Below are 25,477 nucleotides of genomic sequence, written 5' to 3'. Positions count from 1 at the left end.
CATAACATTTTATTTTTTTTGCTGTCTATCATTTTACCACCAGACTAAATATTAAAAGTTATCTACGAATATAAATAAGTCATCTTATCTATAGTTAAATATAGCTCTTTTTTTCTTTCTAATATATGATGAAAGTGAATGCGTCATCATTCTCTATTTTTTTACATAATTTGAATAATGACAATTCGATAATCATATAAAAGGAGGAAAAAAATTGAAAAAATTTCTTGTGTGGCTGCTTATTTTTGTTTTTATTTTCCAACCAATTGGAACAAATGTCGCATTAGCAATTGAAGGAGATGAAAATCGAATTGGCATCTCCTTGCAAGATGAAAATGGAAATCCGTATGGTGGGGGTGTAGTCAGTAAAGAAGATAATTTTTATTTGAACATTGGGTTTAAATATAGTGAAGTTGATGAAATTAACATTTCGATTCCTGAAGAAGTTAGAACAGACAATTTAAATGAAATTCTTCTGAATGAGAAACAAGAAGAAATTGGAACATATGAAATTAGTGATAGTCAACTCAAGATAGTGCTTACTGAAGATTTGAGAGAATTGAATGGTGACATTAGTGTCCCCGCAAGATGGAACCAAGAAGTACTTGCAAATACTAATTCTATTAATCTAGTGTTTGCGCATGCTCACGGTTCACAGGACTTGAAAATTGCTTTTGAAGATTTAGAAGAAGAAACAGATAGTGTAGAAGAAGCAACAGAAGAAACAGATAGTGTAGAAAAAGAAGCAACAGAAGAAACAGATAGTGTAGAAGAAGAAGCAACAGAAGAAACAGATAGTGTAGAAAAAGAAGCAACAGAAGAAACAGATAGTGTAGAAGAAGAAGCAACAGAAGAAGCAGATAATGTAGAAGAAGAAGCAACAGAAGAATCAAAATCTAGTACATCAGTTAATACAGCCATTAATGAAAACATTCTTACTGGTTATGATATTTGGTTTGAAGACGAAGGTGGTAATAAAATAGATACCCCTGGATTAAACGCAGATATTCGTATTAACTATACGTGGGCATTGCCAAATGGTCATGGCTATACAGAAGGCGCAATGTTTGAGTTTATGATCCCTGAACAGTTTCATGTGTACGATGAAGTTGATCGATTAGAAATGCGTTTCGAGGGAGATATCATTGGTTACTTTTCTGTTAACAAAGCAGGAGAAGCAACGATTGAATTTACTTCTTTCATTGAAGAGTATTCAAACATCAACGGAACGGTTGGTTTATGGACTGAATTTCGTGAGGACCTCATTATAGAGGAAGGAAAAACCATTACGGTCACACCAATTGAGGGGAAAGACTCAATGACCATTCCAATAGATTTTAGGCCATCAGGACAATCAATTGAAAAACGAGGGGAACCAAATAGAGTTTATAATGCAGAAACAATTGATTGGACAGTCGATTTTAATAAATCGTTAGACACTGTCGCACAAGCAGTTTTGAGCGATCCAATTCAAGAAGGCCAAAGCTTAGTGGATGGTTCAATCAAGTTATACTATCTAGATATGCAGTTTAATGGAACATCTTCTTTAGGGGAAGAAGTACCGTCTAGTGAGTATACTTTTTCTGGCGATCCAAGTTTCTCAATCGAGTTTAATGAAGAGATTAATAGAGCTTATCGTCTTGTTTTTACGACAACGTTAACTGACGATGAAAAAGCGACGTTTGAAAATAAAGCAATGTTACTGTCGAGTGGAACAGAGGTGGGACACGCATCAGCATCTGTTGCTGTTGGTCGAGGGACGCCACTAGATAAACGTGTTGTTCAATACGATGGACCAAGTCAAACAATTGAATGGGAAGTTCAATACAATTATGACGAACGAAGTATTGCACAAGAAAATGCGTTTATCGAAGATTCATTTACTGAAACTCATCGAATTATTGCTGAATCGGTAGTAGTGCAGCGCATCACAATAGATGAAAACGGTAATGAAACAGGAGAAGATGAGGTTGATTATTTTGACTTGAAACCATCATCAGATGAAAGTGGATTTCGATTAGAGTTTTTACAGGACATTGACGCCGCTTATAAAATAACATATAAGACAGAGGCGAAAGATCGTGTCCGTAATGAAGAAACGATTTCTAATACGGTAACAACAGTAGATCGAAGTGCTGGTGATAGGCAAGGAATTGGCCAATACGTGCTTTCAAAATCACACGGTAATGTCAATTATAAAGAAAAAACGGTCAACTGGCAGGTCCGCTTTAATACTGACGGATTTGAAATGGAAAATGTTATTTTAAAAGATGTGTTTACTAATAGTGGATTAAAACTGGATTTTGAATCAATATCAATAACATCAGGTGGTCAAACATGGCAAGTTGATGAAGATTATCGCTTTAACACAAATGAACCAAATGATTTTGAGAACCAAGAACAATTTAATATAGAATTTTTGCGTACCATTGAAGAAGAAGTGCTGATTACGTATAAGACTGAATTTGATTATGAACAGCGGGAAAGCAAAGAACTGACGTATTTCAAAAATGAAGCGCAGTTGTTATGGACGGCTCCAGGTGACGCTGATAACCAACAGGAGCAAATCGTCACCGATCAATTTACACCTGGTTCTTATACGAGAGCAAATGGATTTAAAGGCGGTTCTTACAACGCGATCGATAAAGAAATTACTTGGAATATTGGGGTTAACTACAACCTTAAACCTATTAATCAACTAATTATTGAGGATACGATTCTAGGAAATCAACAGTTACTTAGTGATACAATTCAAATCTATGAAATGACTCTTAATAGTGGAGAAAATGCGTTTGAAAAAGGAACGCTTGTTGATTCGGATAAGTATGGGATTGAACTTGTTTCAAATGAAGATGAGTCAAATCAATTTACAATCACTTTTAATGAACCGATTGATACAGCATACTTAGTGACTTACAAAACAAGCTTAAATGGATTAAGCTTTGTTCAAGCAAATTATGTTAATGAGGCGGTTTTCTCTGATGATGGGCAAGATGCGTTTGAATTAAAAGCTTCTGTTTCTATTCCGCACGGAGGAAGTTATACAAACAAGCAAGGCCAACAAAGTGGTCGGTTTATCAACTGGCAAGTTGGGGTTAACTACGCTCAAGCAAAGGTAGAAAATGCGCGAGTCATTGATCAGTTAACAGAAAACCAGTTGTTATTAGAAGATTCGTTTGTTCTCTATGAAACAACGGTAGAAGCCACTGGCAACATTACTAAAGGCGATCTATTGGTATTAGGAGAAGATTATAACCTTGAATTCAAAGAAAATGGATTTGAGCTAACATTTAACAATGAAATTGATCGTCCATATGTACTAGAATACCAGTCATTTATACAAGCAATGGTGGGGGAGACGATATCAAACGACGTCTCATTTAATGGTGAATCGATTGAAGAGAATCAATGGACTTCTACTAAATCGGTTAGAGTAGCACGAACCCAAGGTGTGGGAGAAGGTTCAGGAGAGTTGGGCGCACTTACTGTCATTAAAGTAGACGCTAATACCAATGAAACGCTTGAGGGTGCGACGTTCTCATTGAGGGATGCGGATTCTGGGATAGTTATTAGTACTCAGCAAACTAATAAAGATGGAGAAGTGACATTCAATCGCTTATTATACGGTAATTATGAGCTTCGTGAAGACAATGCTCCAGACGGTTATGTCGTAGGAATTACGGATACTCAACCCGTAAATATTAACGGAATGAATACCGTTACAATAGCAAATGAAAAGATTACACGCCATGTTGAACTGACGAAACTTGATACTGATACGAAGAACGTATTAAGCGGTGCTACCTTTATATTGGAGCGTGACGTTGACGGACAGTGGATAGAAGTAGGTAGTGGGTTTGTTACGAATGATGCAGGGACTTTATTGATTGAGGATCTGGAGGAAGGTGACTATCGGTTTGTTGAAATAGAAGCACCTAAGTCGTATATATTAGACGATGAGCCTCTCTACTTTTCAATAGAAGAAGAGCAAACAACTATTACGAAAATGGCGAAAGAAAATGAACGAATGAATCCGTTATTAACCCTTATAAAAACAAGTGATGTCGAATCGGTGAAACAAGTCGGAGACGAAATTATTTACTCATTTGAAGTGGAAAACACGGGAAATGTGACAATAACCGATGTTAGTGTGGACGATCCAATGCTTGGTGGAGCCATTGAACTTGAATCAACAACGCTAGCACCAGGAGAAAAAACAATTGGAACGTCTAGCTATATTGTGACGCAAGAAGATTTAAATAATGAAAGCGTCGTAAACATTGCAACAGTGACAGGAGAAAGTCCAGATGGATCTCCAATTGAAAATGAAGACGAAGAAATTGTTTCAACAGAACAATCACCGTCGATTGGCTTAATCAAAGCTTCAGATCGTAATGATTTAGTAGCAGGCGAAGAGGTCGTTTATACCTTAACTGCACAAAACACAGGGAATGTGACGCTGTTTGATGTGTCATTTACGGATGAGCTTAAAAACCTGAGTGAAATCCAATATTTAACCATTAATGGAGAAGTGATTGAGAATACGGATTCTATTACCCTTGAACCAGGAAGCGTATTGGTTGCGGAAGCGACTTACACGATTACGCAAGCGGACGTCGATCGTGGTGAAGTGTACAATGAAGCAACAGTTGAGGGTGAGTCAAACCTTGGTGAGCTCGTAATAGACACGGATGAGGTTACGATTTATGAAGATCCAAATGGAAGCATCACATTAACTAAGACAAGTGATAGGGAAACCATTAGCCAAGCTGGAGACGAAGTTATTTATACCTTTACTGTTGAAAACACAGGGAATGTGACGCTAACAGATGTGAGCGTGGATGATCCAATGCTTGGTGGAGTGATTGAACTTGAGACGAGGGCGCTCGCACCAGGAGAAGTAACGACAGGAAAGGTCGTTTATGTGGTAACTCAAGCTAATTTAGATAATGGGATTTTAACAAATGTAGCAGCTGCAACAGGGGAAACACCTGATGGAACTATTGTAAAAGATACTGATGATAATGATACTCCAGTTGAACAGAACCCAGCCATCCATTTATTAAAAGAAGCCAATCGAGACAATTTAGTGGTTGGAGAAGACATCGAGTATACATTCATTGTTGAAAATACAGGAAATGTAACGTTGACTGATGTTGCTTTAACGGATGAACTAGAAAACCTTAGTGACATTGAATATGTATCCATTAATGGAGAAGCATTTGAAAACTTAGAGTCTCTTTCGCTTACGCCAGGAGATGTTCTTATGGCAACGGCAACCTATACGATTACTCAAGCAGATGTCGATCGTGGTGAAGTACACAACGAAGCAATCGTTATAGGCCTATCTCCTTTAAATGAAGAAATTAGTGATAAAGACGACGTAACCGTTGAAGAAGCATTAGCCCCAGGTCTCTCACTTACAAAGACAAGTGATCTTGACATGGTAAAAGCGGTTGGTCAAGTTATTACGTACACATTTGAAGTGCAGAATGAGGGGAATGTGACGTTAACGAATGTAAGCGTTGATGATCCAATGCTTGGTGAAACGGTTAAACTTGAATCAACAACGCTAGCGCCAGGAGAAAAAACAATTGGAATGGCTAGCTATATAGTGACTCAAGAAGACTTAGATAGTGAAAGCATTGTAAACATCGCAACAGTGACAGGAGAAAGTCCAGATGGAACTCCAGTAGAAAATGAAGACGGGGACACTATTCCAACAGAGCAATCGCCAGCAATCGAGCTGACAAAAACAGCAGATCGCGATAATCTTGTAGCTGGAGAAAGAATTGTTTATTCTTTTACTGTAGAAAATGTTGGGAATGTGACATTAAGTGATCTGTCAATTACAGATGAGCTTGAAAACATAAGTAACATTCGCTATACATTGATTAATGGCACGATCATCATTGGAAACGCTCCTATAACGCTTCAGCCAGGTGACGTATTAGAAGCATTAGCTACTTACACAATTACCCAAGCCGATGTTGATCGTGGGGAACTAATGAATACTGCAAAAGCCGTAGGGAAATCCCCTTTGAATGAAGAAGTGACAGATGAAGATGAAGTGACTGTTGCTCAGGATCCAGAACCAGAAATTAAATTAATAAAATCAAGTGACCTTGATCTTGTGAATGAAGCTGGTACTGAAATTATGTATACATTTGAAGTTGAAAATACTGGTAATGTAACGTTAGAAGATGTACAAGTAATGGATCCAATGCTAGGTGGGGCAATTGTGCTTGAAAATACGAAGCTTGCGCCAGGAGAGAAGACACTTGGTACCGCAGTATATAAAGTTACCCAAGCCGATGTAAATCATGGTGAGGTAGTAAATAATGCTAGCACCATTGGTACAACACCTGGAAGTAATACTGTAGAAGATGAAGACGAAGACGTTGTTCCTGTTGAACAAAACCCTTCCATTAATCTATCAAAAGAAGCAAATCGTGATAATTTAGTGGTTGGAGAAGACATCGAGTATACATTTACTGTTGAAAATACAGGAAATGTAACCTTGACTAATGTCGTTTTGACAGACGAATTAAAAAACCTGAGTGATATTGAGTACGTTTCCATTAATGGAGAAGTACTTGAACATGTAGAATTCTTAACACTTGCGCCAGGAGATGTTCTACTCGCAACGGCCACCTACACAATTACCCAAGTCGATGTTGATCGTGGTGAAGTGTACAATGAAGCAACTGTTATCGGCTTATCACCTTCAAATGAAGAAGTAAGTGACGAAGATGACGTGGCCATTGAACAAGCGTTGGCGCCAGATCTCTTACTTACTAAAACAAGTGATCTCGAAATAGTACAAGCGGTTGGTGACGTTGTTATGTACACATTTGAAGTGGAAAACACGGGCAATGTGACGATAGCGAATGTAAGTGTGGACGATCCAATGCTTGGTGGAGCGATTGAGCTCGAAGCAACAACTTTAGCACCGGGTGAAAAAACAATTGGAACAGCTAGCTATACAGTCAAGCAAGAAGACTTGAATAATGAAAGCATCGTAAACATCGCAACAGTGACAGGAAATGGTCCGGATGGATCTCCAGTCGAAAATGAAGGCGAAGACACGGTTCCGACGAAACAAACGCCAGCGATTGGCTTAATCAAAGCGGCAGATCGTGATCATTTAGTGGTAGGTGAAGACATCGTTTACACATTCACTGCACAAAACGTAGGGAATGTGACGTTGTTTGATGTATTGCTAACGGATGAGCTGAAGAACCTGAGCAATATTCAATACATGACTATCAATGGTGAAGTAATCGAGAACACAGATTCCATAACCCTTGAACCAGGAAGCGTCCTAGTTGCTGAAGCCATTTACACGATTACCCAAGCGGACATCGATCGTGGTGAAGTGTACAATGAAGCAACGATTGTGGGTGAGTCAAACCTTGGCGAACGTGTAACAGACAAAGATGAGGTCACGATTTATGAAGATGCAGCTGGAAGCATCGTATTAACAAAAACGAGTGATAAAGAAACGATTAGTCAAGCTGGTGACGAAGTTACTTATACATTCACTGTTGAAAACACAGGCAATGTGACATTAACAGATGTAAATGTGAATGATCCAATGCTTGGTGGGGAGATTGAACTTGAGACAACCATATTAGCACCAGGAGAGACAATAACTGTGTCTATCGTTTATGTGGTAACCCAAGCCGATCTAGACAATGGAATCTTGACTAATGTAGCAGCAACAACAGGGGGAGCACCAGATGGAACCACTGTTAAAGATACCGATGATAATGAAGTTCCAGTCGAAAAGAACCTGTCAATTGATTTAACAAAAGAAGCCAATCGTCACAATTTAATAGTTGGAGAAGATATTGAGTATACGTTCACTGTTGAAAATACAGGCAACGTAACCTTAACTAATGTCATTTTGACAGATGAATTAGAAAACCTGAGTGATATTGAGTATGTATCCATCAATGGAAAATTACTTGAACATGTAGAATTCTTAACACTTGCGCCAGGAGATGTTCTACTCGCAACGGCTACCTACATGATTACTCAAGCCGATGTTAATCGTGGTGAAGTGTACAATGAAGCAACCGTTATTGGCTTATCTCCTTCTAATGAAGAAGTAAGTGACGAAGACGATGTGACGGTTTATGAAGATGCAGCTGGAAGCATCAAATTAACAAAAACGAGTGATAAGGAAACGATTAGTCAAGCAAGTGACGAAGTCATTTATACATTCACTGTTAAGAACACAGGGAATGTAACGTTAGAAGATGTAAACGTGAATGATCCGATGCTTGGTGAGGCGATTGAGCTTGAAACAACAACGCTTGCACCAGGAGAGACAACGACTGGGTCTGTCATTTATGTGGTAACAGAAGCTGACTTAAATCAGAAAACACTAGACAATATTGCTTTTGTATTGGGACACACTCCAGACGGAAAGATAGTAAAAGACGACGATGTTGATTCGATTCTAATTCAATTAGATGAAAAACCAAGTCCAACTGATCCAAATAATGGCTCAACAGATGACCCAAAAACACCAGAGGAAGGAATAAAAGATAGTGAATACCCGAACGGACCGACACCTCCTCAAGATACGGGAAGAGACAAGCCATATGGAAAAGATACGTTAGTACAAACAGCGAATAATCTATATGTTATTGCGCTAGCAGGACTTGTATTACTTGCAATTGGTATTTCTATTCATCGGATGAATAGAAAGAGAAAAAGGAATACGGTATAATGAACAGGCCACTTAGACTTATCTAAGTGGCATTCTTTTATACTCTTTTTAGGAGTGTTTTGTATGATTCGATGGGTTGGAAATGGGTTTTTAATTTTAGGGTTAAGCTGCCTTCTCTATGTCGGATATTTGTTACTGGATTTTTATTATGGAAGTAATTATCAAATAGAGGCTACCGAGGATTACCTAGCTAAATTCGGTTACAGTTCAACTTTAAATGAAAATTTATTAATGAAAAGAACTGATTTTTCAATTGAATTAGGGCAACCATATGGAAAAATTGAAATCCCATCTATTGATTTATCGATGCCAATTGTACATGGTTCGGAGCTAGAACACCTTCGTCATGGTGTAGGACACGATCCTACAACTGGATTTCCTGGAGACGGGGAACAGGTTTTTTTGGCGGGTCATAATGACTCTGCTTTTTTAAATGTTGGTAATGTCTTAAAAGGTGATTTAATTACGGTTAGTACTCCATATGGTCAATACGATTATAAAGTCGATTTTGCTGAAATTGGTCATGAATCGGAGACTTGGCGTGTAGGAGATAAAGAAAAAGAAACACTTGTGTTGATGACTTGTTACCCGTTTTTTTCACTCACAAGACCTGAAGAACGATATTTTATTTATGCTGAGCCAATATAAGAACAATTTAAAAAATGTATTAGAATGATAAACCTCTTTTATTGATGGGAATATTTATAATAAGAATTGAGTATGTTAGTCCCTAACATTCTAATACAGATAAGAAAAGGCATTTCTGAAAACCGCTTCTTGATCGATACAAGCATAATTTCTGATTTGAAGTAAGCGGTTAGAAAAATTGTAAAACGTTCACTCGGAATAACATAGTTCAACAACCAGTTAAAGAAACATACGTAGTGCCAAGAACAATCTAATTAGAGAGGAAGGATATCACATGAATCCAATCGAAAAAATTCTAACTCACTTTCCAATGATGATTTTAGATGGTGCTTTGGCGACGGAACTTGAAACCCACGGGTGTCATTTAAACGATCCATTATGGTCCGCAAAAGTGTTAATGGAGGAGCCTACTTTAATTAAGCAAATACATACAAATTATTTTGCTGCGGGTGCAGATTGTGCCATTACCGCTAGCTATCAAGCTACAGTAGAGGGATATAAGGATAGGGGCTTAAGTGAAGTTGAGGCAATTCGTTTACTTAAAGAATCTGTTCACATTGCGGTTAAAGCCCGTGATGACTTTTGGAGCGATGAAGAGAATCGATATGGAAGACCTAAACCTATAGTGGCTGCATCAGTAGGTCCTTACGGTGCGTTTTTAGCAGATGGCTCTGAATATCGAGGTGATTATCAAGTAAGCGAAGATCAATTCGTTTCGTTTCACAGAGAGCGGATTCGTATGTTCATTGAAGCTGGTGCTGAAATTTTAGCTTGTGAGACGATTCCATGTCTGAAAGAAGCGAAGGCTCTAATAAGGGTATTAAAGGAATTTCCTCACATTTATACGTGGGTTAGTTTTAGTGCACAAGACGGAGTTCATATTAGTAGTGGAGAAAAAATGGCAGATTGTGCAAGGTGGCTAGCAAAGGAGGAGCAAGTAGCAGCAATTGGTATAAACTGTTCTGCGCCGACTTTTATTCATTCACTGATTAAAGAAATAAAGAGTAAAACGGCTAAACCAATCATCGTTTATCCGAATTCAGGTGAAGCCTATGATGCATCGAGTAAGCAATGGAACGAAGTCCTCTCTAGTCAACCATTTTCTACTAGTGCGAAAAGCTGGTATGAAGCAGGAGCTAGGATAATAGGTGGTTGTTGTAGGACAAAGCCTGAAGATATTGAGGCAATTGCCGATTGGGCGCGTCATAAATAAGTACGATCGCTAAGGTACGTATTAAACCGAGTAGGAGGTGCTTATATGCTCTGGATAGGCGGGTTTTCAGCCATTATGTTTCTTCTGTTTATGTTTTCATATAGAAGAGACCCTAGAAGAATGATCAATGGTTTCTTGTTTAATGCGTGTATTGTTTCTTTTTTATTGTTTTGCTTCGTGCTAGTATTGCGGACGGACTATCCGTATTCAGAGTATCTCATTTTATTCCCGGTTGTTGCGCTAGTCATTTTGATTCCTTTTGGTAGTGTCGCTTTGGTGGGAGGTCTTTTATATAATGCTAAGCTACTTATGCAGCGAGAGGGGAAGAAGCTTGCTAATTCACTAACAATGCTCACTGGTCTTGGATTCATTCTTTTGTTTCTTCTAAATGGACTGGATCTTTCTCAATACGTTTCTGTTCATTTTCGACCTTTGTTTAGTAGTGTTTATATCATAGCTTTTTATTTTTTTATTCATCTCTTGAACTTTTTTACGGCTTACGTTTTGTATCAATTTAATCGACCAAAACATAACCAAGATTTTATTATCGTATTGGGGAGTGGATTAATAAACGATGATGTACCACCACTATTGGCAAGTAGAATCAACAAAGCGATGGGCTTTTATTATAAACAGAAGAAGGTAACGACCCCGCCTAAGATTATTTTTTCAGGTGGACAAGGATCAGATGAGAATCGATCTGAAGCCGAAGCAATGGAAGAATATGCGATACAACATGGTATTCCTGCCGAGGATACGCTTCAAGAAAAGCAATCACTGAATACGTATCAAAATATGGCATTTTCAAAAGCATTGATGGATCAGCTACGACCTGACGGCAACTACGAAAGCATATTTACCACGAATAACTTCCATCTCTTTCGAGCAGGTCTGTATGCGAGAAAAGCAGGCTTAAAGAGTCAAGGAATTGGTAGTAAAACAGCTCTTTATTACTGGCCAAATGCGATGGTGCGAGAATATATTGCGATTGTAGCACTCCAGCGAAAACGACATATGATCGTTATTGCTAGTATTCTCCTTCTATCTCTATGTCTGTCTGTCTTTAGTTATTTGTTTATTGATTATCAATAAAAAAGGAAAGAGGCTGGGACATAACTAACTTAAGCCTATCTATTGCCGAATAAAGATATGTATATTAACTTATCTTAAAACATAAAGCCGAACTATAACTGCATGCCTTTAGGGCATTTCAGACAATAGTTCGGCTTTTTCATCGACTAAGAACCTTTTGTCCCAGCCTCTCATTGCAGCTTTTACTTGCAAATAGCCTTTTTACTTTGTCATCGCACAGCTGGTTTTTGCTGAATGGTTAGCTCTTCTGCAATTAAGTCTGCCGTAAGCTGACCTGAGAGGGTAACCATTGGGACACCTCCACCTGGATGGGTGGAACCACCGACAAAATAGAGTTGAGAAATGAGCTCACTTTTGCTAGGAATTTTAAACCCGCCATTTTTCTTTTTATCTGCAACGACACCGTAAATGGATCCTCCATTAGCCCCGTACAGAGACTGTAGATCATCTGGTGTAAAGGTCATTTCAAACTCAATATCATCTCTTATTGTTGTTAATCCATTCCGCTCTAATTTGCTAATAACCGTTTCTCGATAGCTCGTTTTATATTTTTCCCATGTCTCGCCTTCTTTAAGTGGTGGCACATGAGTCAGAACAAAATGATTCTCTTTCCCTTCTGGCGCTTGACTAGGATCTGATTTAGACGAAATGCCAATATAAACAGTGGGATCGTCAGCTGGGCGTTTTTCTTCAAAAATTTGTTTGAATTCTTCTTCTGGATCTTTTGAAAAGAAAAAATTATGATGGGCGAGTTGTGGGTATTCTCGTCTTAGCCCGAGCAAGAGAACAAGTCCAGACACACTAGGTTCGAACTTTTCTAGCTTCTTTGCCTGTGTCTTATGTTGTGGATGCTCCTTTAACAATTGACGATAGGTTGGAATCGCTTCGAGATTTGACACGACGATGTCGGCATGTACTTCTTCCCCACACTCTAAGCGCACCCCTTTTGCAACGGAATCGACTTGAATAATTCCTTTTACCGGCGTTTCTGTACGAATTGTTACGTTTAGTTCTGTTAGCAATTGCTCCATTCCCCGTACAATGTTGTACATGCCACCTTTTACATAGAAATTACCAAGACCGAACTGAACATATGCAAGCTGAGACAAGACAGCTGGTGCTTGATAAGGAGACGAACCAACGTACATGACGAGAAAATTAATAAACTGTTTAATATGCGGGTCTTTAATGTACCGTTCTGTACCTTCGTTTAGTGTCTTCATCGGATCAAATGCCATAAGCTCTCGTAATGAATGAAGCTTACGAAGTTCACTTAGACCCGATATGCTTTTGTTGTAAAAGCTTTTCATGCACAGCTCATACATTTGTGCACTGTAGTTTAAGTAATTCATAAAAGGGGCGGCATCATCAGGTGCAACTTTTTTTATTTCATCAAGCATGTCAGGTAAGTCGCCTTTTAAATCAATCGATACACCGTCTTCAAAAAAGGTGCGCCATTGAGGTTCAACTCGTTCAATCTCCATATAGTCATGAACGTCACGTCCCGCTCGGTTAAATAATGCTTCTAACACCCAAGGCATCGTTAAGATTGATGGACCAGTGTCAAACTGATAGCCCTCACCGCTGCGAATATTACATTTGCCGCCTATACGTTCGTTTTTTTCAAGCACTGTTACATCGTGTCCTTGTGAAGCTAAACTAATTGCCGCCGATAACCCTCCTAAGCCACCGCCTACGATCACAATTCGTTTTTTCGTCATATCTCACACACCTTTTTCTATTAATAGACCCAAGGAAGCAAAATCCAGCGTTTTTGTTTCCATTCCTCATACTGTTTGGGCAGTGTTGCTGTAAGCATTTTTTCTTCTATTACCATTCGTTTCTTGAGTACATGTGCCATAATGACAACGGAAAGGAGGATCCCAATGATAGTCCCAAGATAAATGGAGATGCCTAGAACGCAAAGAAATAAGCCTGTGTATAGCGGATGGCGCATAAGACGGTAAGGACCATGGCTAACTAATTCCATTGTTGCTGTTACATGAACATGTCTTGAAAAGTGATCCCTTAAGACAAACATGGACCAATACCGCAAGCCGATACCAAGGCTATATAGAACGACGCCTAAGCTTGAAAGAATCGAAAGATCGAACAGGGTCCAACCGATTTGATGTAAAAGAACACAGCTCGTAATACTAAGAACCGTGCACGCCAAGATCGAATGAAAGCTTTTGTTTTCCTTCAAATCACCAGGCTCTTGCTTTGATTTTCCTCGAAAAAAAAGAAATTCAGACACCCACATTACCGTCAAAAAAAAGAAAAGACCGTCAACCACTGACAATGCCTCACCTCCCTGTCCTACGTTATACGTATGTACAAACGGCACAAAATAAAACCACATATAAAAAAACTTGTACAGAAAAAAAGTACAAGTTTTTTTATCAACGTTTATTCAGTTACGAAAGTCTGGGTCTTTTTTCTCTTAGTACGTTAAAACAAGACAACCAGTATTCATTCGCAGCTTCCTATTCTCTTTAATCGACTTTAGAAAAAATAGCGGATTAGAGAAAAAACAGTAATAGAAGTAAGCAACCCGGCAGAAAAAGAAAAAAGTAATTTCTTCATTGATTCAACCCTTCGTGTACAAATTTGGAATGATTTCATTATATGGGTTTTTCTTCAAAGTCGTCAAAGGGTTATTCTCATAATTCACTTTAATATGGATAAGCAAAGAGACATAAACTAGAAGGGAAGCATCATTGTAGGACCTTTACAGAAAAAAGGCAGTGTTTAACTTTCACTTGCCAAATGGTAGTGAAAAGCACTATGATGTGTATATTCAAATAAGATGTGGAATACTAAGAAAACAGAGAAAATCGCCGTTATTTCGGGTTTTTCTGAGAAAAAACAATCTTTGGGTAGTTCACACCTTTTTTATCTGTCAGAAATAGTTTATTATTAGATAATAGAGGTTTTTCTAATGACTAATGGACATAAGGATGAGCGAAATGAGCTATAGAGAAACTAAGTCAGACGTTATTTTAATTGGCGCTGGAGTGATGAGCGCGACGCTAGGTACGTTATTAAAAGAGTTAGCACCAGACTGGAAAGTAACGGTTTTCGAAAAGTTAAAAAGTGCAGGGGAAGAAAGCTCGAATGAATGGAATAACGCTGGTACAGGTCATGCAGCACTGTGCGAATTAAACTATACGTCGGAAAAGCCGGACGGATCACTTGATATAAGCAAGGCTGTAAAGGTGAACGAGCATTTTCAACTCTCACGACAATTTTGGTCTTATCTTGTAAGAAAAAAGCTAATTGAAAATCCTAAAGAGTTTATTATGCCCATTCCACATATTAGTATGGTTCAAGGTGAAAAGAATGGCTTATTTTTAAAAAAACGTATGGAAGCGTTATCAGACAACCCTCTTTTCGAAGGAATGGCGTTTAGTGATGACCCTGAAGTGTTAAAAGAATGGATGCCTCTTGTAATGGAAGGCCGTGAAGAAACGGATGGACCTATTGCCGCAACAAAAATCGACACAGGTACAGATGTGAATTTTGGCTCGCTAACACGTAAGTTATTTACCCATTTAGAAAATGAGAACGTCGCTGTTCATTATGAGCATAGTGTAAAAGATTTGAAGAAAGCAGGCGATGGCTCTTGGAAAGTGAAAGTTCAAAATATCAATACTGGAGAAACGGAAAATCATTCAGCTAAGTTCGTCTTTATTGGTGCTGGTGGAGGTAGTTTGCCGTTATTACAGAAGACAGGAATACCTGAATCACGTCGAATTGGTGGATTTCCTGTAAGCGGATTATTTCTCGTCTGTAACAACCCTGAAATCGTAGAGCAGCATCATGCGAAAGTATATGGAAAAGCAAAAGTAGGAGCTCCACCAATGTCGGTTCCGCATTTAGATACACGGTATATTGATAATAAGAAATCGTTATTATTTGGTCCGTTTGCTGGATTTTCTCCTAAATTTCTTAAGACCGGATCATACTTTGATTTGATTGGTTCTGTTAAGCCTAATAATCTCTTTACCATGCTGGGAGCAGGGTTTAAAGAATTAGGGTTAACCCGCTATTTAATTCAACAAGTCATGTTATCAAATGAGAAGCGAATGGAAGAATTAAAGGAATTTATTCCGAATGCGAAAAGTGAAGACTGGGAGATCATCGTTGCTGGTCAGCGTGTGCAGGTTATAAAAGATACGGAAGCAGGCGGAAGAGGAACCCTTCAGTTTGGAACAGAAGTGGTCACGGCAGATGATGGTTCCGTTGCCGCATTACTTGGTGCTTCACCAGGTGCATCGACAGCAGTCCATGTGATGCTTGAAATCTTAGAAAAATGTTTTCCATCAGAAATAGATGGATGGAAGGCGAAAATCAAAGAGATGGTTCCTTCTTATGGAAAATTATTAATGAGCCATCCAAGTTTATTTAAAGAAATTCAGGCATCGACTGCACGAGATTTACAGCTTGAAGAGTCGTACGTACCTTCTCAGGAACATTTAGCTTAAATAAAAACAATCCTTACACTGTTCAAGGTGTAAGGATTCTTTTTGTGTACCTTTTAAAAGCGGAAAAGGTTTAAAAAACGTTGCCAGATGTTAGGCTCTTCTTCCTCCTCCACTTCAGGAGAGGGTTCCTCTTTTGTTAAAGGCTCGGTGTGAATAACAAATTGGACATTCTCGACTTGGTCGTCGTTGTTCTCGTGAACAAACGATCGAGGTTCAAAATCTGATTTGTCATATTGGGCGATCATGTCATCGATTTCTTGCTGCATCTGTTCCGGTATTTCTGCAGTAGCATCATGCAGTTCATTCATTCCTGCCTGTAGGGACGCGCCGCCATCTACTAACTGTGCTGAACCAGTAGCAGACTCTTGAATCCCTTGATGGATTTGGTTGTATTCATTTGCTACTTTAGATACGCCGCCAGTATAAGAAGCGAGACCTTCATGAAACTGGCTATATTGACTGGCGAGCTGGGAAATGCCGTTCGTCAATTCACCTAAGCCAGCATCTGCATCAAACGAGTCGGCGACTGCAGACAAGGATTGGGACATTGTATGTAACCCATCAGCCATGTCTGTGACGGAAGTACTCATTTCTTGTAACGCCGGTTGGACAGAGGTAAACGCTTCTTTAACTGCATCAAACGTACCTTTAACCGTTTGCGCAGCAGTGTAAGAATCCACTAAAACATCAAGGGTTTCACGATCTTCTGTTGTTTCATATAGCTTGCCGATTGCTTCTTCTGATAGTGTAGCTGCTGGAAGTTGATTCATGGCTTCTTCAAGTGCCTGATAGCCTTGTTGATGATGGGCACCGAGTGTATCTAGCCCTCCTGCCAGCTCGCGTAAGCCTGCAACAAGTTCATCTAGGCCGCTTGTTAATTCTGTACCCATATCAAAGCTAAGGTCATCTTCTGCTCCGTTTAATGCGGTATTCACTTCATTTAAACCAGCTTGTAGCTGACTGGAAGCCGTAACGAGGTCACTCCCACTTGAAGACAGGTCGGTAAGACCAGTTTGAAACTGTGCAGAACCTTTTCCCAGCTCCGTTAAACCGGAGGATAATTCTTGAATGCCGTTTTTAAGGCCACCGACACCGTTAGCAAGCTCACCAATCGCTCCAGTTAAGGAATCAAATTCACCTGTTAGCTCTTCCGTATCCGGCATATCAATGGCAAATGAAGAAGGTAATGCTGAAATCTCAATACTTTCAAGTTCAATAGCAGATGCTTCAGCAGAAAGACGGAGTTCGGCTCCTTCTTCTGGCATTACGGTGAACGCAAGCTGCTTATTCTTACCTGCATTGGCAATAGTTGCGTCTGGTGCATCAATCGCTGTAAAAAGATCGCTATTGAGTGGAACCGATACCTGTAGGAGGTAATGGTCAAAAAATGCTTCATCCATCGTATCGTTTTGCGAAATGTCTATTTCAAGCTCAAATGTTCCGCTTTCCCCAACGATGTCCTCAGCGTCTAGTTGGTCGCCATCCAATAGATAGCGAATCTCTATATCCCAGGGTAGCTGGGGATCCTTTTGAATATTGCCTTGGTAGTGAAAGGTCCCGACAGGCGCGTTTAATGTAATTTCTTCATCCTTTTGTTCAATTGCTGACAAATCCGTCAAATTCGTGATGGTATCGTACTGGCCATAATCAGAAATCAGCCCCTCTTCAGTAACTGTTAGCGCATTGACGATGTAGAGTTCCTGGATCCCACCATTAGCAAATAGATTCGCATAGACAACTTCATCTTTGCTTTCAATCGTCCCTGTTTCTGCTTCTGTATTTGCTGAAACGTAAGAATGGGATGTAAACACAAGAACACATACAGCAGTGGCAATCGTCCATCTTTTTCTCATCGTTCCGTCTCCTCCTCTTGTTCATAGAAATTTGATCGATACGTCGTCTTTTTCACGAGTTTATCACCAACAAGCAATAGTGCCGGTAACAGGACAACAACAAGGATAAAGGCTAAAATGGCACCTCGACCTAACAATAATCCAATAGAAGAAACCGTTGGATTCGTAGATGTAATCCATAGAATAAGACCAACACTTGAAAGAATCGCTGCTGAGATAATGATGGAAAATAGTTTCTCATCAAGGGCTTTTTTCATTGCAGGGTATGCTGGCATTTTTTGACGATGGTGTTTGTACGTTTCCATAAGGAGAATACCGTAATCAATGGTTGCGGCTAATTGCACCGTACTAACAACTAAATAGCCAACAAATACGAGCGAATCATTTGTCATATAGGGAATCGCTAAATTAATCCATACAGCTGATTGGATCGTAACAAGCAGAATAATAGGAATGGAGATCGACCTAAATGTGATCATTAACACAAGGGCGATCGTTACCACCGTTATGGTATTAACAACTTGATTATCAACGGTGACAGTCTCTTTCATATCATAAAGTGTCACGCTTTCCCCAAGGGTGTAGGCAGTATCTCCGTAATACGATTCACTTAATGCACGTACGTCTTCAACTAAGCTAAACGGAATATCGCCCTCAACGCCTGCATCTGTAAAAACCATAATTCGACTGAACTGTTCTGATTGAAATTCACTGATAATCGAATCATCCAGAAATTCAGCAGGGATCCCTGTACCGACAACGTTCGTATAAGACATGACAGAATCAACATAAGCGAGCTCTTCAAGCTGACTTACCAATTCTGCTTCTTTTGCAATATCATCATTAGGCACAAGAACAACAAGTGGTGTTGATTCACCAAATGTCTCTTCAATCAATGCTGCATCTGCACCTGCACGAGTTGTGTCAGGTAAATCACCTAGCCCATAAATAAAAGAGGTACTCCCTTGAGCAATAAAGCTTGGAACAATTAACAAAAAGACAAGGATAAGCGCTGGATAACGTAATTTCAGTAATTTCGCTCCAACCCCTTTAAAACTAGGCACAAGAGATTTGTGGCGCGTCTTTTCAATCCATTTGTATAAAAACAACGTAAGAGCAGGTAGGAAGACAACAACAGAGATGAAGCTAAAGACAATTCCTTTAACTAAGTTTAAGCCCAAGTCTGCGCCAATCTCAAAGTTCATGAACATTAGAGCCATAAAGCCAAAGAACGTCGTAACCGCACTTACGAAAATAACAGGAAATGAATTTCTCATAGCAGCGGCCATTGCTTGTTCAGGCTTCTTCCCTTTGGCTAATTCATCATTAAAGCTATGTAGCAAAAAGATGGCATAATCAAGGGAAACGGCAAGCTGCAAAATCGGTGCAACAGATTGTGTAACAAACGAAACTTCTCCAAGAAAGATGTTGGAACCTAGGTTAATTAAAACAGAAACTCCGATGGCAGTAAGAAAAAAGAGGGGTTCTGCCCAAGAATTAGTCGACAGAACTAAAATAATGATAATAACCGGGACAAGTAATGCAGCTGCATAGATGGTTTCTGATACCGCCATGTTTTGAGACGTGGCATTATTGACAGCCTCACCAGCAATCGCGTTATCCTCACCAATAAGTTCGTAGATAGCATCTGTTGCTTCCACTTCTTCTCCGGTTGTAATGGTTAAAGAAAACAAGGCATTACCGTCTTTGTAATACGATTCAAGCGTCGTCCTGTCAACCATCTCAAGTGGAATTTGTAAATCAACAAGGTCATCAAGCCAAAGAACTTCCTCGACTCCATTCATGTTTTCTAACTCATGTTTATACGACAGTGCTTCCTGTATACTGACGTCTTTTACTAGTACATTCGTGTTTGGAATAGATGCTGTAAATTCATTTTCCATTACCTCTAGCGCATTCGTAGAGGGAGCATCATCAGGTAGATAATCAACCATATTGTAATTGGTTGAAACAAAAAATTGTCCAATGATTGCTAACAGTGTTAACGCAGCAAAAACCATCACAACAGATTTCTTATGTTTTATAATTCTTTCAACAAGCAATCCATTTCCCCCACCCTATGTTGACAATATCGTAAATTCTTTTAACATTATATCTACACGGTGTTGTCTATACAACAAACAGTTGGATAAAATGTGTTAGCAGAACAACAGATCAATAGAAAATGTCGGATAAATTTGTGAAAAGGTTGTGAATACGTTGTCAGAAAAAATTGACCGCAGAAAACAGTTTACGAGAATGGTATTAAAAGAGGCTTTAATGAAGTTGCTTAAGGAGAAGCCGATTTCATCTGTAACCGTAAAAGAATTATGTGAAATGGCTAATATTAACCGTTCAACATTTTATAGCCACTATATTGACGCCCATGATCTACTCGATAAAATTGGAAAAGAGCTTTTTGATGATATGTATGCCACGCTCAATCAATATAACTATAAAAAACAGGATGAAGTCTTGCAAATGTCGACCAAAATATTAGAATATGTTGCAGAGCGGAGTGAGCAATGCCAAATTCTTTTAAGTGATAACGGCGATACGTCCTTTAAAAAACGAGTGATAGGAATTATTCAAGAGTTTATTATGAAAAAATGGATGGAAGAACATCAATTAGGTGATGATCTATCCGAATACATACCGCTTTTGGTTGTAAGCGGAGGAGTCGATACAATTGAAAGTTGGCTAGTGAATGGGAAGAAAGAATCGCCTCAAGAGATGGCGCGGCTAATTCATCAATTTATTAACTTTGGTTTGTCAGGGTTTCGAAAAAAATAAGTACGATAAGCCAGGTCATTGTATCTGGCTCTTTAGGGTTGTCAAAAAAGAAAAACACTGCTATAATTCGTAATCATTACGATTTATAAGAAAGAGGTGTAAAAGAAATGGCTAAGAAATCAAAAGTTGCAAAGGAAATGAAACGTCAAGCACTTGTTGAACAATATGCTCAGAAACGGAAAGAATTAAAGGAAAAAGGAGACTATATTGCGCTAGCAAAATTACCAAGAGATTCTTCTCCAGCACGGTTAACGAGACGCTGTCGCGTGACTGGAAGACCAAGAGGTGTACTCCGGGATTTTGAATTATCACGTATTGCTTTCCGCGAACTAGCGCATAAAGGTCAAATTCCTGGTGTGAAAAAAGCAAGTTGGTAAAATTTTTTTATAATGTAAATCGTAATCATTCCTAACTAAGCAATCCAAATACTGCGCTAGCCCAATTATGCTTTGTGAAAAACGTTCAAATAGGATGTTTAGCTCAATCGCTGACGGGTACTCAGTATGTAAATCACTAAGGAGGCGATCGTTATGGGTAAGCGAGGAGATGAACGTTCAAAAGAAGAGAACAAAGAATACGGTAGACAAGGTAAATATGCAAAAGGTAACAAAAAAGGGTCAAACAAAGAATAAGTAAAAGGAAGGAAGCCGACGTAGAGTTGGCTTCCTTTTTTATAGAGGTTTACGTTTTAGAAAGGAGTGATTGTAGATGTAGAAGAACATCTGAAAATCGCTTTCCTTGCTCATGTACATTTTCTCGAAACGTTCGAAAAGGGTCTCCCTCTAATTTTAAACGGCTTACAACATGTGTCAGTGTAAAAAGGGAGGGGTTCAATTGATTTGTTACCTCTTCCCAATATAGAGGAGTGGCAACTAAACCACGGCTATGTCCACGAGGCGAATAAGGCGCAATGATGGTTTTTCCTTCGTCATGCTGCAAATAATCAACGTATAATCGTCCTGCTCGATTTTTCTTCAAGCGTTCAAGTGTAAAATGTTCTGGATGCTGTTCTACCACATACCTACTAATAAACTGACAGAAAACCCTTGTCTCTTGATAAGTAAAGGTTTCTTCTGGTAAAGGCAGGTATAGCTGCAAGCCTTTATTTCCCGACGTTTTGATGTAAACCATTAAGCCAAAGGATGAAATTACTTCCTTTAACGCTAGAGCTGCTTTTACAGCAAGAGAAAATTGTTCCACACTAGGCGGATCCAAGTCGAACACAATTTCTGAGGGGCATGATTGATCTTTTTTCTGGAAAGGAAGATGATACTCTAGTGCGAGCTGATTCCCTAACCACAGTAGCGATTCAAGTGAATTACAAACAATATAGTTTATGCCGTCACGGTTATGTGTAAGGATAAATTCGGGTGCATAATCTGGGCAATTTTTTTGATAAAAGGCTTCGCTTTCGGCACCGTGAGGATAACGAATAGTTGTAAGTAGCCGATTTGTTAAAAAAGGGAGCATAGTTGATGCAACCGCATGTAAGTACTGCAAATAATCCATTTTTGTATATTGTATAGCTGGCCAAATCGGTTTATTCTCACTCGTAATCACCACGTTGGCAGGCAAAGGCTGTAGCTGAGAAAGAAGGTTTTGCCACGTGCAATCCTCCACCTTTTCTTCTAGTAAAAACGATTGAAAAAACGGTTCTCTAAGTTGATCGCCATCAAAACTAATGCAACCAATTTTCACGCAAATAGAAGGAGGTAAAGACCACCGTTCTTTGCCGACACGTTCCCCGTTTTTTTCAAAAAGAGTGGCTAACGCTTTTCGGTCTTCAGTCTTTAAACCATGGGAAAACTGAACAATAGGAACGTATGTATTTTCTTGATACACCCCGCCTTGAAAATAACCATTTTGTTTATCGTACTCTGTTAAAATGACATGAACATAGCGATAGTTCTTTATCTTGACCCACTGGGAGGATCGTTTAGGCACATAAGTGCTTGTATTTTTTTTCGCTATAATGCCTTCTCCATTGTATTTCTTCACAATCGTCTCTATCTCTTTAGGGTTTTTATAGGGTTGAATAATGGCTAACGTTGGTGTCTGGCTTTGAAGTACATTCAACTTTCGTTTCCGATCCTTTAACGGAAGGTCTGTTAAAGGAATGCCTTTTTCCATTAATAGATCAAAAATCATAAGGGAAACAGGCAAGCGTTGGGAATAGATCGTAACTTGTTCTTTGGTACGAAGTTTTGCGCGTCGATGCACAATAGAGAAGCTACTTTGATAAGGGTTCACTAATGATACAATCTCTGCATCTAAAATAAGTGGAAGATGCTTTTTTACTTTCTCTTCAATCTGTAAGCATGCATGAATAATTTCTGGAAATGCTTTCGATAATTCTTTTTTATTCCGACTGTATAATGCTGGTCCGTCCTCGTCCCAATGAAGCAAGCAACGAAATCCATCGTATTTTACCTCATATGACCATTGGTCTCCTTTAGGAATAGTAGATGCATTTGTAGCTAACATTGGTTTCAATCATCTCACCTCACGAGTTAGTTTTTCCCTCGACACATAAATTATTAGCTTTTCCTGCATATTAAGGATAAAAAGGATGTGACTGCATGCACACAGTTTGGAAAGGGAGCATTAGTTTTGGCCTCGTTACGATTCCTGTTAAGCTCCATACCGCTACGGAAAACAAAGACATTAAATTAAGACAACTTCATAAAAAATGTCATACCCCGATAAACTATAAAAAAGTTTGTCCCGATTGCGATGAAGAAGTGAAGAACGAAGATATTGTGAAGGCATATGAGTATGCAAAAAATAAGTTTGTTGTCCTTGATGCAGAGGATTTAGAACAGCTCAAGAAAGAACAAGAGGACAAAGCGGTAGAAATTATTGATTTCGTTAAATTAGAAGAGATTGATCCGATTTATTTTGAAAAAAGCTATTTCTTAGCACCTGATTCCGGTGGAAACAAAGCCTATGGGTTATTACGTGAAGGGCTGGTTCAGTCGGGTAAGATTGGAGTTGCCAAAATAATCATTCGTTCAAAAGAACAGCTTGCTATTGTGCGCGTATATGAAAATGGGTTGATGATGGAAACCATCCATTTTCCTGATGAAGTAAGGAAAATGGAAGATGTTCCAAATGTACCTCAAGAGCAAAAGATCGTAAAAAAAGAATTGGATGCAGCTTTAATGCTCATTGATCAACTTACAGTATCGTTTGATCCTGATAACTATCAAGATGAGTATCGGCACGCCCTTATGGACTTAATTGAAAAGAAAAAGTCTGGTGAGGAAGTTGTTACAACAACCGAAAAAGCGAAAGACACTTCAAATGTAACCGATATTATGTCTGCTCTTCAAGCATCCATTGATAAAACAAAAAAGAAGAAAGCCCCTGCAAAGAAAAAAACAGCAAAAACAAAGAAGAATGCATAGGCTAAGCTGTACTGTAACGATAGAAATTCGCTTAAATTCAAAGCGGGTTTCTTTTTATTTCCCGCTTTTTATAGATAGTTAATCGTTCCCTTTGTTCCCTATAATCTCCACTCACATGGATGTGTCTGCTCCTTTATACTAAGGATACCAGCATGAACAAAGGGGTACGTTTTTCGTGGAACAATCAGAAGTCATCCAGCAATTAATAGCGCAAAAATACAGGTTTAGTGAAAGTGCTTGCCAGTATATCGAATGGAATGAAAAGAAGGGATTCCGCTCAAAAGCATTTGAATGGTTTTATGGAAATATACTGTTACTTGCAGCTGTAAACGATAAAGCAATGACAAGTCTTCTAGAAGAGAAACTGTCGAGGGTAACGTATTTAGAGATTCTTACTTTTTTTAAAGACGAAGATGAAAAAGCCAACTTTCAAACGTATACAAAGGTTGTCCCTCTCTATAGAGGTTGACGATTTATACAAGTTGATGACACGTGAGGGGATTAATCTACGAGGGTAAAGAACGTTAGATTGTTTACGTTTTTTCACCTGGAGTGATAAAGTTAAACAGTAAATGTAACTTAAATGTATGGAGGGTGTGCACATGCTTTTAAAGACAATTCCATTACTTGTTACTGTATTTCTGTTAATCAGTTGTCATAATAATGAAGGTGTAGTCGAAGGAGATCACGTTACAGATTCTGAGACTACAAAACCAACCATTTCTTTAGAAAATATAATAGTACCTCCAAAATTTAACATTACTTCATTTAACGTAGACTATGTTGATGAAGAAGTGGAACTATTTTTTAATATGGGCTACGAAATAGATACAGATCTATACGATCTATTGACTAATGGTTACCAAGAACTGTACTTTTCTTTAGAATACCCTAATGATTTGCATGAGCTATTGAATGGTTCAAAGAGTGAATTTGTTCCTGCAGAAACTCCCAAAAATTATCATACAACATTCCAAACTCAATTTGTTGTAGAGAAGAAACTATCAAAAGAAGAAATAGATGCTATTTTTATTAATATTTCCGAATTTAACCTACTTGTTGCGGATAAAGATAAAAATAGTATTGCGCAATTTATTGATATAAATGGTTTTAATAACGTTGATCCTGAGGAATCAAACTCTACAGTTGTAGGCGAAGAGGCTGACAATGCTAAATAATGCTTTTTATATTTTTATCTACATAGATTTAGGATAAGTGATGTTGATGGAAATGACGTCACTTTA

General features: G+C 38.7%; 15 protein-coding genes. 10 read left to right on the top strand and 5 right to left on the bottom strand.

The window, feature by feature from the left end:
• The first annotated feature begins 214 nt into the window (after nt 1–214).
• The 4 genes from PQ477_RS07400 (at nt 215) to PQ477_RS07385 (ending at nt 11,693) form a co-directional block, all read left to right on the top strand.
• Nucleotides 215–8,740: a DUF7507 domain-containing protein gene (locus PQ477_RS07400; RefSeq protein WP_274273300.1), complete on the top strand. Its 8,526-nt coding sequence runs from the start codon at nt 215–217 to the stop codon at nt 8,738–8,740.
• A 63-nt stretch (nt 8,741–8,803) separates the two neighbouring features.
• Nucleotides 8,804–9,388 carry a class D sortase gene (locus PQ477_RS07395; RefSeq protein WP_274273299.1) on the top strand — a complete coding sequence of 195 codons (585 nt, stop codon included), beginning with the start codon at nt 8,804–8,806 and terminating at the stop codon, nt 9,386–9,388.
• 274 nt (nt 9,389–9,662) lie between these two features.
• On the top strand, nt 9,663–10,601 hold the full coding sequence (mmuM, locus tag PQ477_RS07390) for a homocysteine S-methyltransferase (RefSeq protein ID WP_274273298.1): 939 nt from the start codon (nt 9,663–9,665) through the stop codon (nt 10,599–10,601).
• Between the two features lie 45 nt (nt 10,602–10,646).
• Nucleotides 10,647–11,693 (top strand): YdcF family protein, encoded by a 1,047-nt coding sequence (locus PQ477_RS07385; RefSeq protein WP_274273297.1) that lies wholly within the window; start codon nt 10,647–10,649, stop codon nt 11,691–11,693.
• 209 nt (nt 11,694–11,902) lie between these two features.
• Here PQ477_RS07385 and PQ477_RS07380 read toward each other — a convergent pair whose 3' ends face one another.
• Nucleotides 11,903–13,414, bottom strand: coding sequence for a phytoene desaturase family protein (locus PQ477_RS07380; RefSeq protein WP_274273296.1), 1,512 nt, complete (start codon nt 13,412–13,414; stop codon nt 11,903–11,905).
• Nucleotides 13,415–13,434: 20 nt separating this feature from the next.
• Nucleotides 13,435–13,989 (bottom strand): methyltransferase family protein, encoded by a 555-nt coding sequence (locus PQ477_RS07375; RefSeq protein WP_246117222.1) that lies wholly within the window; start codon nt 13,987–13,989, stop codon nt 13,435–13,437.
• 673 nt (nt 13,990–14,662) lie between these two features.
• Between PQ477_RS07375 and mqo the strand changes: the two genes are divergently transcribed.
• Nucleotides 14,663–16,180 (top strand): malate dehydrogenase (quinone), encoded by a 1,518-nt coding sequence (gene mqo / locus PQ477_RS07370; RefSeq protein WP_274273295.1) that lies wholly within the window; start codon nt 14,663–14,665, stop codon nt 16,178–16,180.
• A 53-nt stretch (nt 16,181–16,233) separates the two neighbouring features.
• Here mqo and PQ477_RS07365 read toward each other — a convergent pair whose 3' ends face one another.
• Both PQ477_RS07365 and PQ477_RS07360 read right to left on the bottom strand, forming a co-directional pair.
• On the bottom strand, nt 16,234–18,033 hold the full coding sequence (locus PQ477_RS07365) for a YhgE/Pip domain-containing protein (RefSeq protein WP_274273294.1): 1,800 nt from the start codon (nt 18,031–18,033) through the stop codon (nt 16,234–16,236).
• Nucleotides 18,030–20,054, bottom strand: coding sequence for an efflux RND transporter permease subunit (locus PQ477_RS07360; protein ID WP_274273553.1), 2,025 nt, complete (start codon nt 20,052–20,054; stop codon nt 18,030–18,032). Before PQ477_RS07360 ends, PQ477_RS07365 begins: the two co-directional genes overlap by 4 nt.
• A 199-nt stretch (nt 20,055–20,253) precedes the next feature.
• Between PQ477_RS07360 and PQ477_RS07355 the strand changes: the two genes are divergently transcribed.
• Both PQ477_RS07355 and rpsN read left to right on the top strand, forming a co-directional pair.
• Nucleotides 20,254–20,826 (top strand): TetR/AcrR family transcriptional regulator, encoded by a 573-nt coding sequence (locus tag PQ477_RS07355; protein ID WP_038486359.1) that lies wholly within the window; start codon nt 20,254–20,256, stop codon nt 20,824–20,826.
• Between the two features lie 107 nt (nt 20,827–20,933).
• Nucleotides 20,934–21,203 carry a 30S ribosomal protein S14 gene (rpsN, locus tag PQ477_RS07350; RefSeq protein ID WP_035393467.1) on the top strand — a complete coding sequence of 90 codons (270 nt, stop codon included), beginning with the start codon at nt 20,934–20,936 and terminating at the stop codon, nt 21,201–21,203.
• A 304-nt stretch (nt 21,204–21,507) separates the two neighbouring features.
• On the opposite strand, the gene PQ477_RS07345 is transcribed toward rpsN, so the two are convergent.
• The gene (locus PQ477_RS07345; RefSeq protein WP_274273552.1) at nt 21,508–23,310 is read right to left on the bottom strand and encodes a DNA ligase D; all 1,803 of its coding nucleotides are present in this window, start codon (nt 23,308–23,310) and stop codon (nt 21,508–21,510) included.
• Nucleotides 23,311–23,405: 95 nt separating this feature from the next.
• Between PQ477_RS07345 and ku the strand changes: the two genes are divergently transcribed.
• From ku to PQ477_RS07330, 3 genes are all read left to right on the top strand, one after another.
• Nucleotides 23,406–24,233, top strand: a complete 828-nt coding sequence (gene ku / locus PQ477_RS07340; RefSeq protein WP_274273293.1) for a non-homologous end joining protein Ku — start codon at nt 23,406–23,408, stop codon at nt 24,231–24,233.
• A gap of 175 nt (nt 24,234–24,408) precedes the next feature.
• On the top strand, nt 24,409–24,702 hold the full coding sequence (locus tag PQ477_RS07335; RefSeq protein ID WP_274273292.1) for a hypothetical protein: 294 nt from the start codon (nt 24,409–24,411) through the stop codon (nt 24,700–24,702).
• 133 nt (nt 24,703–24,835) lie between these two features.
• Complete coding sequence (locus tag PQ477_RS07330; RefSeq protein WP_274273291.1) at nt 24,836–25,411, top strand: hypothetical protein; 576 nt, start codon at nt 24,836–24,838, stop codon at nt 25,409–25,411.
• Nucleotides 25,412–25,477: the final 66 nt, after the last annotated feature.

Origin of the sequence: Shouchella hunanensis (assembly GCF_028735875.1) — a bacterium.
Lineage (GTDB): Bacteria > Bacillota > Bacilli > Bacillales > Bacillaceae_D > Shouchella > Shouchella hunanensis.
Note: the sequence above shows the minus strand (reverse complement) of the source record. Positions and strands in the feature narration are given on the sequence as shown.

What these genes read in the sequence shown, in the direction of transcription:
- ku (WP_274273293.1), top strand. Translation starts at nt 23,406, where the DNA reads ATGCACACAGTTTGGAAAGGGAGCATTAGTTTTGGCCTCGTTACGATT.
- PQ477_RS07385 (WP_274273297.1), top strand. Translation starts at nt 10,647, where the DNA reads ATGCTCTGGATAGGCGGGTTTTCAGCCATTATGTTTCTTCTGTTTATG.
- PQ477_RS07360 (WP_274273553.1), bottom strand. Translation starts at nt 20,054, where the DNA reads ATGGTTTTTGCTGCGTTAACACTGTTAGCAATCATTGGACAATTTTTT.
- mmuM (WP_274273298.1), top strand. Translation starts at nt 9,663, where the DNA reads ATGAATCCAATCGAAAAAATTCTAACTCACTTTCCAATGATGATTTTA.
- PQ477_RS07395 (WP_274273299.1), top strand. Translation starts at nt 8,804, where the DNA reads ATGATTCGATGGGTTGGAAATGGGTTTTTAATTTTAGGGTTAAGCTGC.
- PQ477_RS07380 (WP_274273296.1), bottom strand. Translation starts at nt 13,414, where the DNA reads ATGACGAAAAAACGAATTGTGATCGTAGGCGGTGGCTTAGGAGGGTTA.
- PQ477_RS07345 (WP_274273552.1), bottom strand. Translation starts at nt 23,310, where the DNA reads ATGTTAGCTACAAATGCATCTACTATTCCTAAAGGAGACCAATGGTCA.
- rpsN (WP_035393467.1), top strand. Translation starts at nt 20,934, where the DNA reads ATGGCTAAGAAATCAAAAGTTGCAAAGGAAATGAAACGTCAAGCACTT.
- mqo (WP_274273295.1), top strand. Translation starts at nt 14,663, where the DNA reads ATGAGCTATAGAGAAACTAAGTCAGACGTTATTTTAATTGGCGCTGGA.
- PQ477_RS07365 (WP_274273294.1), bottom strand. Translation starts at nt 18,033, where the DNA reads ATGAGAAAAAGATGGACGATTGCCACTGCTGTATGTGTTCTTGTGTTT.
- PQ477_RS07330 (WP_274273291.1), top strand. Translation starts at nt 24,836, where the DNA reads ATGCTTTTAAAGACAATTCCATTACTTGTTACTGTATTTCTGTTAATC.